The following is a 13757-nucleotide window of genomic DNA, read 5'->3' as shown; positions in this document are numbered from 1 at the left end:
ATCGGAATATATCTCTATAATTATACCTTAAAACATGCTTATTTTCTAGGTAAATCGATATTTTTAATTATAACTATTAGTACAATAAAAATACGATAAAATAAATAATACTTTAGAGTCTTAATAAGCTAATATAAAACAATATACCCAGCAGCAATATATATCATATATCATATATCACTACTGGGTATTTATTAATAAATATAGTAATTATAAAAATTACAGATTATCGTGTAGGTAACACAATATTTTGACCAGATGGTTTACTTGGATTCATTGCATTTGGCAAATCTTCAACAGTTGTATTTAGATCTGTATCAGCAGCTACAACAGCAACAAATTTTTGACCTGGTTCATAGTAAATATTAGTCCCTTTCATGAAGAGACCACCTACTAAGCTAACAGCTGCAGCAACCGCAACTGCCCCATTGTCAGAATGACCTTTACCTTTTATTTGAGCATCTAGAGGAACAGATACACCATTAATAGTCTTAATTTCATTAATGCTAAATTCTAATCGTCCCTTACGGCCAAACATACCATTTTTTCTAGATTTAGTAATCGTACCTAATACTTCTTGATTAACTGGTATTACCACAACATCATTGATAAGAAGATTTTCGAGTGTTTTTAATCTAAATGTATTGCCTTCTTTACTTCTTCTAGAGCTAATTGGAGTAATTAATTCTAATTCAATCTTAGTATCCTTAGGAATATAAGCATGACCATTAGCAATTGAGCTTGTACGTACACTTGTAGACATTTCATCACTTTTTAAAAGTTGAATTCGATTAACACCAGATGGCATTTCTGTTTTTACAAGAGCACTATCAGTCTTAGGCTGTTCTACTACACTTTCTCCATGAACAACAGTCGGCATTAAGCAGCCTAAACTAATACAGCCTACAGCAAGAAGTTTCAAAAGAGCTTTAGAAGATTTCATATATACCCCCAAAACAAATAAAAACATATAACTATACATTATAGGCTCAGTATATCATATCATGAATTTTTAATGAACTAATTATTTTAGTTATAATATTTGTTATGAATTTGTATCAAATAGCACAATAGATTATACACAGAAAACGTTGACCAAATACGATTTATAACACATTAACTGCATCATACATTGGTTGAACAACCCATTCACCATTGGAGTTCATTACCCCCCATTTTCCATTCGACTTCACTGCGCCATAACCATGTCTAAAAGGTACAGTTTTACTAATCAACTTATTCTTATCATGGAATAAAACTTTACCACTATCATCAATTAGTTGATAATCGTTAGATCCTTTATGAATCCAAGCATAGGCCCCACCAAATGCATCTATTGTCATATCCTTAGTTGTTGTAAATACAATATTACCGGATTGCATATCAATTAAGTATTTACTTTCACCTTTTGTAGCTACCATCCGAGTAGCACTTACAAAATTAATTGAATCATAAACAAATGGATTAACTTGTTTTCCTGTTTCTAAATTAAAAATACCAGCTTTTCCATTATCTTTATTGATGAGTACTAACAAGGCATTAATAGTATCCATTTCACCAGCATCATAATTACCGGGTTGAATAATATACTCACCTTTACGATTCATAAATCCTAATTTACCTTGATTTTTAACAAGTGTACCATAAGACGTCATAGGCCATACAGCATCATTCTTACTGTCGATAATGATATTACCACTACGGTCCAAATAACCTCGTTTTACACCATCATAAACCGGATTCCAAGCATCACCATAATAAATTCCACCTTGACTGCTTAAACCTATTCCAACAGCCATGCTTAAGAATCCGCCTAAATTGAACTTACTAATATGACGACGATATTCAGCTAATCCATTCTTAAATTCATCAATATCATCTGTAGGAGATTCAAAAATTGGATTGCCACTCCCATCAATAGCTATAGTTTTACCTTTAGCACTTTTAACAAAGGCACGATCTTCGCTAAACTTTGTATACACTTCCTTAAATTGTGGCTCAATCACAGTTTTATTAGAAGCATCTACAAATCCCCATTTATTTTTTACAGAAACTGCTGTATAAGAATCACTTGGATAAGAAACAGAGTTTATTTTAACATCGCCATTAGATAAATTTTTTGCCATTTCACGACGTGCTAAAATATCTTTATCATGCTCACCATAGGTATCAACCCCACTAGAAATCACGGAACCATCAATGTTAATATGTTCTAATGTCTTTTTAGTATATGCATAATATGTACCGTCAGCAGATAATGATGGATCAATATCTAAATACTGTGGTTCAAGCAAAACTTTACCGTCTGTACCGACTACACCCCATTTTCCTTTTTGTTTTACGGTTGCTAATTGTCCTAACTTAATAAAGTTATCATTGTCAATTACAGCTTGAATCGTTTTAAGAGCTGCTGGAGGCTGATGTTGATTAGAAATAATAGGTACAGCAACATAGTCCCCTACACGACCAACACCAACAGATACGGATATACCACTTGATTTAGCTGTAGATTTTTCCATAGTTGAAACTGAAGTAGAGGATGTTACTGTTGCATGTTGCTCACGAATCACACGTGTACCAGTAGATGTTGGTGTATCTTGATTCATCACTGTTGTACTAGTAGTAGATGTTGTAGTAGATGCTGCGAAAGCACTTGTAGACATAGCCGCCAACACACAAGCGACTAATAAGGATTTCTTATTAAGATTCATAAACCTCTCCTTTTACAAATTAAATTTAGGTACAAAATAATCATATCTATACCAAATCTATATATTAAAAATATATAAAATTTATTAACATAAATTATACTATATAGACCTTCAGAAAAACAACGAATTATGAAAAATTCTTCATCCATTATTTATTTGATATAATATTATCTATGAAAACAGCAACCATAATCGACTTGATTGTAGATTCTGACGTACATACGCGGTCTATGAATCATATTATAAAACAACAGCATATTTCACAACGTATGAGACGGCGATTGCGAAATGACGGTATCATAACAGTAAATGGCAATGCTGCTACGTGGAACACCCTAGTACATGGTGGTGATCATCTCGTTATGAAATTGACACCAGAGCAAGAATTTAGTGTAAGCCCTATGAATCTGGATATTATCTACGAAGATGAGTATATTCTAGTTATCAACAAGGAGGCTGGTGTACTCATGCATCCCACCTCTACGGTACGAGATCATACCTTAGCAAATGGTGTTCTACATTACTATCAAGAGACAAATCAGCATTATGATTTTCATCCGGTTCATCGATTGGATAAGGATACCTCTGGCATTGTTATCATCGCAAAAACATCTGTAGTACAACATGCGTTTGATAAAAAGCGAACTCATTTTCATAAAAACTACGATGCTATTGTAGAAGGTCAATTACCTGCTAATTCTATAAGCATTCAGTGGCCTATTGGACGCAAACCAGGCAGTATTATCGAGCGTTGTTGTACGAGCGAAGGTAAACCAGCGCACACAGATATAACGGTTCTTGGTAGTAATGCCATTAGTCAAAATATGGGAGACCATTACTTCACTCATGTTCAATGTTTGTTACATACAGGGCGAACCCATCAAATTCGTGTCCATCTATCTCAACTGGGATATCCACTTGCTGGAGACGACCTTTATGGTGGGCATTTAAATTATATTGGACGCCAAGCACTCCATGCATCACGCGTTAGCTTTTACCATCCCATGACAGATGAATGGTTAGAACTACAGGCACCAATACCATCGGATATGAAGGCATTACTGACCTACTAAGGTAATCAATATTTACTAAATAAACACTAATACATAAAAATTAACCCACATGGGCTATAAAATTTGACGAATTTTATGCATAAGTTATACAAAAAATATTGGCCCTTTATAGTGTTTCTTGATATACTTAACTTGAATTGATATATGATTGCAATAACACTAGTTTTTTATCTAGCTCATATGCGCTAGAAATACTAGCAGTCACAGTATTAATAACATGATATGACAGGCCTATGGCCAAGGAGGACAACATGCCATTAGTTACTACTACAGAAATGTTCAAAAAAGCCTATGAAAGCGGCTATGCTGTTGGCGCTTTCAATGTAAACAACATGGAAATCGTACAAGGTATCGTAGATGCTGCCAAAGAGGAACAATCCCCTCTTATCTTGCAAGTATCTGCAGGTGCGCGTAAATATGCTAAACATATTTACCTTGTAAAACTCGTAGAAGCAGCTCTTGAAGACAGCAACCTACCTATCGCTCTTCACCTTGATCACGGCGATTCCTTTGAAATCTGTAAAGACTGTGTCGATGGTGGTTTTACATCCGTTATGATTGACGCATCTCACCATGATTTCGATGAAAACGTAAAAATCACTAAACAAGTTGTTGAATATGCTCATGCTCATGGCGTGGTAGTAGAAGCAGAATTGGGCCGTTTAGCTGGTGTTGAAGATGATGTAAATGTATCCGATGCAGATGCACGCTTCACCGATCCAGAACAAGCTGCTGAATTCGTACATCTTACAGGTGTAGACTCCTTAGCAATTGCTATTGGTACTAGCCACGGTGCTTACAAATTCAAAGGCGACCCTTACCTTGACTTTGATCGTTTGAAAAAAGTTGGCGAATTATTGCCTAACTTCCCAATCGTATTGCATGGTGCATCCTCCGTATTGCCTGAGTTCGTAGCTAAATGTAACGAATTCGGTGGCAACATTCCTGGTGCACAAGGCGTACCTGAAGAAATGCTTCGCAAAGCAGCTCAAATGGCAGTTTGCAAAATCAACATCGATACAGACCTTCGTCTTGCTATGACTGCATCCGTACGTGAATACTTGGCTCAAAATCCATCCGAATTTGACCCTCGTAAATACTTAGGACCTGCTCGTGATGCTATTAAAGGCATGGTAGCTCACAAAATTAAAAATGTTTTAGGTTCTTCCAACAAACTATAATCAATGGCTAGTGGATTTTTAAAAGGAACCTTAATTTTAACCATTGCCGGTTTCGTAGTGAAAGCCATCGGTAGTATTAACTGGATTCTTCTATCCCGCATCTTGGGTGGTGAAGGTATCGGTATCTACCAGATGGCCTTTCCTATCTATTTGTTACTATTACAAATTTCGAGCGCAGGTGTGCCGATTGCCATCTCTATTTTGACGGCAGAACGATTAGCCTTACACGACTTTGGTGGTGCTAAGAGAGTATTCAATATATCTTTTACAATGTTAACCATTACAGGCTTTATCGCCAGTCTTGCCATGTACTTTGGTGCAGATTGGCTAATCTCTAGTGGCCTCATTGCTGAAAGCCGTGCCTACTACTCTATCATCGCGCTCGCTCCGGCAGTATTCTTTGTAACGTGGATTTCCTGCTTCCGCGGATATATCCAAGGCTATGAAATGATGACGCCAACGGCGGTCAGCCAAATCGTAGAACAACTGTTACGTGTTATCGTCATGCTCGGTGCTGCAGCGATCTTATTGCCTTACGGTTTACCAGCTGCTGCAGGTGGTGCTAGCTTAGGTGCTGGTGTCGGTGCCTTTGGTGCCTTCCTAGTGCTCTTGTACTACTACTATAAATTGCCTAAGGCAAGTAGTACTGGTGAAAGCTACGATGGTCCTCGTGAATCAGCTAAAGAAATTTTGTCACGACTCTTAACATTGTCTATTCCAATTTCCTTAGCAAGTATCATGTTGCCACTGACGGCTAACCTCGATTTGCTCATCGTACCACGTCGACTCTTAGATGCTGGTTTCCCGATGAATGAAGTAACAGAATTGTTCGGTTATCTTACAGGTATGGCGGTACCGCTCATCAACTTAGCTACCATTATTACAGCGGCCCTAGCAACAAGTATTGTACCAGCTATCTCTCATGCCTTTGCAAAACGCGATCATCAAGGTATTTATGAACGTACCTCTGGCTCCATGAGATTGACATTTATGGCTACTGTACCATTTACAGTGCTATTGTATGTACTTGCTGCTCCAACAGTTACTTTGATTTACAATGCACCTAAGGCAGAATTAGCTACACAAATCACTGCGTTCTCTATCTTCTTCCTCGGTGTACACCAAGTAACAACAGGTATCTTACAAGGCCTCAACAAACCGCGTATTCCTGTAATTAATATGGGTATTGCGTTAGTAATCAAAGTCATCCTGAACTGGACATTAACGGCCATCCCATGGCTTGGTATCGGCGGTGCCGCTTGGGCAACCGTTGCTGATATTGGCTTTGCAGCGTTACTCAACTTGATTTATATCAAAAAATACACAGGCTACTTCCTCGATATTTCCCTTCTATGGAAAAATGTGGTCAGTGCTGGTGTTATGGGTATACTCATCTTTATGAGTTACCACTACTTAACAGATATTTTACCAATGTGGGTTAACTTCATACTCACAGGTATCGAAGGTCTATTGCTCTACGTCATCATCATGGTTCTTCTAAAAGGACTTAATAAAAACGATGGCGCAAGCATGCCACTCATTGGTAGATTCTTTAGATAATAACTTAAAGAGGTTTAACACTTACGTGTTAAACCTCTTTTTTATGCCACTTACTTTACGCTATCTTTTTTATAGTATTACTACTTATCATTATGTACTTTTTTATCTTTCACAATATCCCTAATAGTAGGACTTGTTTGTAATACGTCTAACATTTCAGGTGAAATGCCGATTCCCACAAAAGCCTTATCATTCCAAACTTTACTACGTTTAGCATCTACATATTGAATTACGTCTCTCAATTTATAGTTACTTACGTGAACATCATCAGGTTTGTATAAATAATACGTATAAACATACTGATTATCATACAAAACCATGCCAAATAGTGTTGCATTTTCCTTGTTAGCTTCAAAGTATAAAGCTGGAACACCATTGTTCCAAACTGTGGCATATTGTAATCGCTTATGACCTTTCAAGGCATATTTTTTAACAACAGTTCTTAAGTAACTATATAAAATATTTTGTTTTTCAACACTAGCACCTTCTATAAATGGTTGCTTACCAAATACAGCTTTAATACGTCCAGACATATAAACATCATATTCAGCTGGGCCTATAACCTCATGTTTCTTGAATTTACTATTTTTTAATACCCTAAATGTATAAGTTCCCAAATGAACAGGATCAGTATATGCTAACACATCACTAGCTGGCTTAATAGAAGGTAAGACAAAGTTAGCCAAAGGTCCCATTGTATCTGAGATAGAACGTTTAGTATCATCTTTAATATAATTTTTTATAATATCTTTATTAAGAGATTGACCAATATGATAAGAAATAGTAGGTGTTTTAGGTAATGTAAAGTTGATTGTCCCCACAACCAAATGACCATCAAAGCCTATTACATCCCATGTTGCTTTTTCAAGTCCAGGATACGTAAATACATCGCCTTCTACAAATCGAACTGAGTCTTTTCGCTTTTCTAATCTCTCATTCAAAGTATTCTGTAAAAGAGATTTATTTAAATCAGTATACTCTATATTTGTATCTTCCCATTTAGAACCTTTAGGCTGTTGTCTTGTTTCATATCTAAAATCAGATACGGCGTTAATAGTTCCTCCCACACTCTTAATAGAAGACTTAGACATATGTTTAGGATCAATAGACCAACCTACTATACTTTCTTTCGAGCCTGTAAATTTAATATCAGCCCCATTCTCTGTAATAATATATACACTCCTAGAATGATGTATTGCTCTAGTCAATTCTTGTACTACATAAATATCATCATCTAATTTTTCATTATCATAATTTGGCTCATGTTGTGCCCATTTTCTAACCTCAGACTCTTGGTAGTCATCAACCTTCTTAGCGAATTCTCCTTGAATACGATATTCTTGATACGCTTCTTTCCCAATATCTGGGCGAGCCCCAGGAATATTAACATCAATGGCCTGAGATACGCCTATAGTCCCTATAAACCCAATACAACTCAGCAATAACAAACGTCTTAGCATCATATCTCTCTCCTTAAACACATACATTTGTTTATAATTTTAACACTTAGTTTATATTTTATCAATTTCACTCGTATAGAAAATATAGGAAAAAAAGTCTGACTATATTGTCAGACCTTTTAGTTTATGCTGTTATACCTATCATAGTTAGGATTTCCATAATAATTGGTATAGCTACCACAAATAATATAGTACTAATCATGACAAGTCCTGTAGCAAATGGCAGATCAGCTTTGGATTCATTGGCTACGATTGGTAATACTGCAATAACGGGACCCGCCGATTGTACAACAAAGGTAATGATTGCTATTGGTTCTAGGACGATACCTGCTCCATATTGCAAGCCCAGAATGACACAGAACATGATAATCGGTGAAATTACAAAACGACCGATAATACCACCAATGGAATCTTTATTAATACTCATACTTTTTAGCCCCGCATCATGAAGTACGATACCAATATAAATCAAGGATAATGGGGTTACCATATCACCTAAGTAATTCAATGTAGTATGTAAAATTGGTGCTAAAGGAATTTCAAAGAATAAGAATATTAATGCTACAAAGAACCCTAACAATGGTGGAGGTAATAACTTCTTCAAATCAAATTTAAACTTCTTACGCTTTGTTTCTGTATCTACTGTGCTATTACTTATACCATCAGTTTTACTATTATCAAAACCTAATTCGGCATTAGGCAGTGGATCTAATTCTATAAGGAATACCCCTACCATCCATACTGAAATAGTGTTACCGATATAATATAACAAGAAATATGGTAGCGCATCTTGACCAAAGAGGGCGATTTGCACTGGCAATCCAATAAATAAGCAGTTATCATTAACCACCATATTTATGAAAATACCACGCCTACCTCGAGGTACTTTTAGCGCTTTCATCATGATAAAAGCAACGATATACGCAATTACATAGGTTAATGTAACGGCTAGCATCCCATATCGAAGGTCCCATAAATCCGATGTATGTAGATGATGCAATACAGATACAAATACACCGGCTGGTAACGCAACAGACATGATAAATCTAGATAGATTACCACTAAATATGGGATGAAACATCCCTCGCCCTTTTAATATATATCCTAGCGAGATCAGCAATACAATAGGTATGATGCTCTGTAAGGATGTAAGAAAAACCATAGTAAACCTCCCGTACAGTTTATTTGTTATCTATCATATCATGTTTTTAATAAAACATATATGAATATAATTTCCCTTCAGAGCCAATAAGAATTTTAGAAGATGTATCAAGGTTAACATATTTTAAGATGTATAAGTTTTATAATTAATTACAATAGTAGTATTATTTATTCACGAATATTTGATATACTAAAATTATACTAGTTGTACAAATTTTTACACATATGAGGTGATATTATGACAAAACCATTCATTGGTGTATCTGGCAATATCTTACGAGATAACGGCGGTGCCTACGTAGATTTATTACGTTCTTATGTAAACCATGATTATCCACGCTCTATCGAAGAGGCTGGTGGCATTCCAATTATCATTCCATTTACAAAAAATCTCGACGTAGCCCGTGAAACAGTGGCAAAACTTGACGCCTTATTATTATCTGGCGGCCATGATGTATCTCCACTTAATTACGGTGAGGAACCATTGCAAGGTCTAGGCGATGTATTCCCTGAACGAGATCAATTCGATTTTGCATTATTAAAAGCAGCGGAAGAAAAACAAATTCCTATCTTTTGTATTTGTCGAGGCATTCAAATTTTAAATGTATATCGTGGTGGTTCTCTATACCAAGATTTAAAGTATGACGAAAACTGTACGATAAAACATTCACAAAACCAAACACCTTCTCTTGGCACTCATACAGTAGATATTGAATTTGAATCAAAACTAGCCAGTGCAATTGGTCGCTCCACATGGATTACAAATTCTCACCATCATCAAACAGTAAAACATGTTGGTAAAGGTTTACAAGTAGTAGCAAGAGCTAAGGATGGTACTGTAGAAGGTTTAGAAGACTCCTCCTATCCTTGGTTAGTAGCTTGTCAATTCCATCCAGAAATGATGTCTGAAACAGATGAGAATGCAAAACGCTTATTTGCTGCCTTTGTAACAGCAGCCCGGGAAAATATAACTAAATAGTAGGAAGGTTTTAGTATGAAAGAAACAGGAAAATTTGGCTTCTGGAGTATTGTACTCCTAGGCATCAATGGTATTGTAGGGACAGGTATTTTCCTACTACCAAACAAAGCATATTCTATCATTGGTTCCGCTAGTTTAGGCGTCCTATTATTTGATGCCGTAATTGCAGGATGTATCGCCCTTTGCTTTGCTGAAGCGGCAAGCTTATTTACACGTAATGGCGGACCTTACCTATATGCAAAACATGCATTAGGTGACTTTTGGGCCTTTGAAGTAGGCGTTTTAAAATGGATTGTAACCGTTATTGCTTGGGCGGCCATGGCCGTTGGCTTTGCTACCGCATTAGGTGCTGCAGTGCCGGCGTTAAGTGGTGATTTTGCAAAAGATGTTATTTCATTTATCTTGATTGTAGGTCTTACCATTGTAAATATCTTTGGTGTTAACGTATCAAAATTCGTTAACAACTTAATCACTATTTCTAAGTTAGTTCCTCTTGCCCTATTCATTGCAATTGGCATTTTCTTTATAAATGGAGCTAACTTTACGCCAGTCTTCCCGCAAGATACTTATGTAGATGGTTCATTTGCACAAGCCGCAGTTCTTCTATTCTTTGCCTATACAGGATTTGAAGTTATTGCCATTGCTGCAGAAGATATGAAAAATCCTAAAAAGAATTTACCACGTGCTATTATCATGTGTATGCTTCTCGTGTCCGTTCTATATATGGCAATACTCGCCGTATCTATCGGTGTACTCGGCTCTGACTTGGCTAATACAAAAGCACCAGTCCAAGATGCTTTTAACGTAATTGTAGGTCCTATCGGTATGTACGTTGTATTAGTAGGAACACTAATTTCTATGGGTGGTATCAACTTTGCGGAGGCTTACTATGCACCTCGTGTGGCTACCTCTATGGCTGAAGACGGTATGTTACCAAGTGCTCTAGCTAAACGTAATCGTTACAATGCACCATATGTTGCAGCTATCGTTACAGCCATTGCCAGTGTATTACTTGCATGGTCTGGTTCCTTTACTACACTAGCAGCCATCAGTGCAGTATCTCGTTTTACACAATACCTACCAACATGTTTAGCAGTTATTATCTTCCGTCGTAAATGGGCAGACAAAGCTCGATCTTATACAATCCCTGGTGGCTATTTAATCCCAGTTATTGCAATCGGCACATCCCTATGGATGCTCGCCCAAGCTCAAACTAACCAATTACTATGGGGTCTAGGCGGCTGTATTGTAATCTTGCCATTCTACTACTCCTATTGGAAAAAGAAAAAAGCGGGTCTCATTAAAGACCATGACGAAATGTAGAAAAGCTTTTAGTTCGCTTACATATATCTATTTTAGAGATACTACCAGTTAAAAATAATTTCAGGCATCCCATATATACTCTTTTTTGAGATACTACCAGTTAAAAATAATTATTTCTAATTAAATTTAAAACTACCAGTTAGTCATGTTGTTTTGTAAACCGATCTTCAATAACAGGAGGTCGATCTACTACAACGTGAAATTAACTGGTAGTTTTTTACATTTCTAGACTAAATATAATACTTTTAACTGGTAGTATCTCATTAATCATATATAGTTAGACTAAACATAATTCTTTTAACTGGTAGTATCTCGCTAACCATATATATTTAGACTAAGTATAGTACATTTTACTGATAGAATTAATTAAAATAAATCTTCTTCAGTAGTTGTTGTCTTGGTTAGTTCTTCTTCGATATAGCCAACTTCATCAGTAGCTTCGTCTTCGTCGCGTGTATCGATATAGATACTAATAAGCGCTAGTGCGCCTTCTTCATTGAGGGTTGCAATGGCACTCATAGGACCATAGGTTAAAATAAGGCCATCTTCTTCATCGCGAATAATATGAGGCACCGCATCAAAGTGTTGGTTCATGAGCTGATCAAAGTAATCCTCTACATCAAGGCCACTTTCAAGAGTAATCGATTCAGCATCCCCCTTTTGGAATACAACACGTGTGTCTTCATCTATATATTGGTAGAAATCGTCTACATCAATATTTACGGTTTCAAGCCACATGCTGAGGGCTGTAATCCAATCTTTCACAGTAGTTGGTGCAGAAATAAAAGCATACTCGCTTTCATCATCGCCAAAGCGAAGGTCATCATACTCAATACTATAATTTTCCTGACTAGATACAATGCGGTCTACGAGCCCCTCATCATTTACATCAACAAAAATCATGTACACATAGTTATCGCCGCTTTCATAAGAAACAGTCAAACCATGACGGCCCTCATGGAATAGCTCATCCTCCTCATACACATCGGTAATATGCATCACCTTGCACGTAACAGGTACATTATCAGCCTTAATAGACTCAGTCATAGAGGATAAAAACTCAATACTTTCATTACGATTGCGCCCAATAATACCACGCCCTGTGGACATGTACTCGCAATCCTCGGCTAGAATATTTTCAATGCCGTGAATATCTGCGGATTCAAGAATAGATTTTATCAATAAAAGAGCTTGTATTTCAGTCATACTACGCCTCCTATACGCTGTAATAATTACTGCTACTATTGTAACATAATTATAGTAACAAATACGGCTATTCTCTTGATTTTCTCCATATTTATCATATACTTATATAGTATATATCGATTTCGTATTGGAGGTCCCCATGAAATATACAACCATCGTCTTTGATTGCGACGGCACATTACTTGATACGGCTACAGATTTAGCGAATGCTGTAAATCATGTACTACGTACACATAACTTCCCTGAAAAGTCTCTAGCAGAGGTAAAGGCAGCACTAGGCAATGCAGTAACGTACTTGATGCGTCAATGCTTGCCAAGTTCTGTAGCAGATGATGAACTAGCGCCATACATTGAAGAGTTCAAAGCTTACTATGGTGAGCATTTAAAAGATACAACAGCTCCTTACCCAGGCATTCTAGATATGCTAGATGCATTACGTGAAAAAGGCTATAAATTGGCTATCGTATCTAACAAAATCCAAGAAGGTGTAACACCTCTCAACAAAGAATACTTCGGTGATCGCTTACCTGTTGCTATTGGTGAAAGACCAGGATTACAACGTAAACCAGCACCAGACATGGTACTTCAAGCGTTAAAAGAACTAGATTCTACACCAGAAGAATCTATTTATGTAGGTGACTCTGAAGTTGACGTAGCTACTGCGAAAAACTCTGGTCTACTCTGTATCGGTGTTACATGGGGCTTTAGAGAAGAATCTCTTCATCAAGAATTAGGCGTAACACATATTGCCCGTAAAGCAGAAGATATTTTAAGTATTGTGGAAAACTTAAATAAATAACATCCTAAATTATAATCATTAATCTATAACAAATTCATATAAAATAAACGATTTACTTCTTAAAACCGCACAAAAATGGGAATTAAAATATTAGACTCCTCATTTTTTGCGGTTTTTCTTTTATTTTCTCTAATTTATTTCAACTTTCACATTATACTTTTTACGTATAGATACTATTCCCAATCCATTGCCTTAAAAATGTGATATATGTTACATTCAGGAGACAGTACGTTCACATGTACACGCCGTCAATTCAATAGTTAGTGTATTGAACTTAAGGCCTATAAATAGCTCCATTCTTAGC

The 13757-nt window shown here is 36.5% G+C and carries 11 protein-coding genes; 6 read left to right on the top strand and 5 right to left on the bottom strand.

What is annotated here, in order from left to right:
* Positions 1–226: 226 nt before the first annotated feature.
* Together VEIT17_RS03475 and VEIT17_RS03470 are read right to left on the bottom strand one after the other, a co-directional pair.
* Complete coding sequence (locus VEIT17_RS03475) at positions 227–943, bottom strand: hypothetical protein (protein WP_060924179.1); 717 nt, start codon at positions 941–943, stop codon at positions 227–229.
* Positions 944–1106: 163 nt separating this feature from the next.
* Entirely contained in the window at positions 1107–2711 is a 1605-nt protein-coding gene (locus VEIT17_RS03470) for a WG repeat-containing protein (protein WP_129823131.1), read from the bottom strand.
* A gap of 173 nt (positions 2712–2884) precedes the next feature.
* On the opposite strand from VEIT17_RS03470, the gene VEIT17_RS03465 reads away from it, so the two are divergent.
* The 3 genes from VEIT17_RS03465 (at position 2885) to VEIT17_RS03455 (ending at position 6525) form a co-directional block, all read left to right on the top strand.
* On the top strand, positions 2885–3784 hold the full coding sequence (locus VEIT17_RS03465) for an RluA family pseudouridine synthase (RefSeq protein WP_129823132.1): 900 nt from the start codon (positions 2885–2887) through the stop codon (positions 3782–3784).
* Between the two features lie 251 nt (positions 3785–4035).
* Positions 4036–4965, top strand: a complete 930-nt coding sequence (gene fba / locus VEIT17_RS03460; protein WP_129823133.1) for a class II fructose-1,6-bisphosphate aldolase — start codon at positions 4036–4038, stop codon at positions 4963–4965.
* Between the two features lie 3 nt (positions 4966–4968).
* The gene (locus tag VEIT17_RS03455; RefSeq protein WP_005386176.1) at positions 4969–6525 is read left to right on the top strand and encodes a putative polysaccharide biosynthesis protein; all 1557 of its coding nucleotides are present in this window, start codon (positions 4969–4971) and stop codon (positions 6523–6525) included.
* An 80-nt stretch (positions 6526–6605) separates the two neighbouring features.
* On the opposite strand, the gene VEIT17_RS03450 is transcribed toward VEIT17_RS03455, so the two are convergent.
* Together VEIT17_RS03450 and VEIT17_RS03445 are read right to left on the bottom strand one after the other, a co-directional pair.
* Positions 6606–7988, bottom strand: coding sequence for a hypothetical protein (locus tag VEIT17_RS03450; RefSeq protein WP_178884771.1), 1383 nt, complete (start codon positions 7986–7988; stop codon positions 6606–6608).
* A gap of 121 nt (positions 7989–8109) precedes the next feature.
* Positions 8110–9147: an AEC family transporter gene (locus VEIT17_RS03445; RefSeq protein WP_129823135.1), complete on the bottom strand. Its 1038-nt coding sequence runs from the start codon at positions 9145–9147 to the stop codon at positions 8110–8112.
* A gap of 237 nt (positions 9148–9384) precedes the next feature.
* Between VEIT17_RS03445 and VEIT17_RS03440 the strand changes: the two genes are divergently transcribed.
* Both VEIT17_RS03440 and VEIT17_RS03435 read left to right on the top strand, forming a co-directional pair.
* Entirely contained in the window at positions 9385–10125 is a 741-nt protein-coding gene (locus tag VEIT17_RS03440) for a gamma-glutamyl-gamma-aminobutyrate hydrolase family protein (RefSeq protein WP_129823136.1), read from the top strand.
* Positions 10126–10140: 15 nt separating this feature from the next.
* Positions 10141–11448, top strand: coding sequence for an APC family permease (locus VEIT17_RS03435; protein WP_060924172.1), 1308 nt, complete (start codon positions 10141–10143; stop codon positions 11446–11448).
* A 366-nt stretch (positions 11449–11814) separates the two neighbouring features.
* On the opposite strand, the gene VEIT17_RS03430 is transcribed toward VEIT17_RS03435, so the two are convergent.
* Positions 11815–12654: a hypothetical protein gene (locus VEIT17_RS03430; protein WP_129823137.1), complete on the bottom strand. Its 840-nt coding sequence runs from the start codon at positions 12652–12654 to the stop codon at positions 11815–11817.
* A 139-nt stretch (positions 12655–12793) separates the two neighbouring features.
* Here VEIT17_RS03430 and VEIT17_RS03425 point away from each other — a divergent pair, with 139 nt between their 5' ends.
* Positions 12794–13453, top strand: a complete 660-nt coding sequence (locus tag VEIT17_RS03425) for an HAD family hydrolase (RefSeq protein ID WP_178884770.1) — start codon at positions 12794–12796, stop codon at positions 13451–13453.
* Positions 13454–13757: the final 304 nt, after the last annotated feature.

Source organism: Veillonella nakazawae (assembly GCF_013393365.1).
Lineage (GTDB): Bacteria > Bacillota > Negativicutes > Veillonellales > Veillonellaceae > Veillonella > Veillonella nakazawae.
Note: the sequence above shows the minus strand (reverse complement) of the source record. Positions and strands in the feature narration are given on the sequence as shown.

Bases quoted from the DNA above. Each gene is read 5' to 3' on its own strand.
- VEIT17_RS03440 (WP_129823136.1), top strand. From the start codon at position 9,385: ATGACAAAACCATTCATTGGTGTATCTGGCAATATCTTACGAGATAAC.
- VEIT17_RS03455 (WP_005386176.1), top strand. From the start codon at position 4,969: ATGGCTAGTGGATTTTTAAAAGGAACCTTAATTTTAACCATTGCCGGT.
- VEIT17_RS03470 (WP_129823131.1), bottom strand. From the start codon at position 2,711: ATGAATCTTAATAAGAAATCCTTATTAGTCGCTTGTGTGTTGGCGGCT.
- VEIT17_RS03445 (WP_129823135.1), bottom strand. From the start codon at position 9,147: ATGGTTTTTCTTACATCCTTACAGAGCATCATACCTATTGTATTGCTG.
- VEIT17_RS03465 (WP_129823132.1), top strand. From the start codon at position 2,885: ATGAAAACAGCAACCATAATCGACTTGATTGTAGATTCTGACGTACAT.
- fba (WP_129823133.1), top strand. From the start codon at position 4,036: ATGCCATTAGTTACTACTACAGAAATGTTCAAAAAAGCCTATGAAAGC.
- VEIT17_RS03450 (WP_178884771.1), bottom strand. From the start codon at position 7,988: ATGATGCTAAGACGTTTGTTATTGCTGAGTTGTATTGGGTTTATAGGG.
- VEIT17_RS03425 (WP_178884770.1), top strand. From the start codon at position 12,794: ATGAAATATACAACCATCGTCTTTGATTGCGACGGCACATTACTTGAT.
- VEIT17_RS03475 (WP_060924179.1), bottom strand. From the start codon at position 943: ATGAAATCTTCTAAAGCTCTTTTGAAACTTCTTGCTGTAGGCTGTATT.
- VEIT17_RS03430 (WP_129823137.1), bottom strand. From the start codon at position 12,654: ATGACTGAAATACAAGCTCTTTTATTGATAAAATCTATTCTTGAATCC.
- VEIT17_RS03435 (WP_060924172.1), top strand. From the start codon at position 10,141: ATGAAAGAAACAGGAAAATTTGGCTTCTGGAGTATTGTACTCCTAGGC.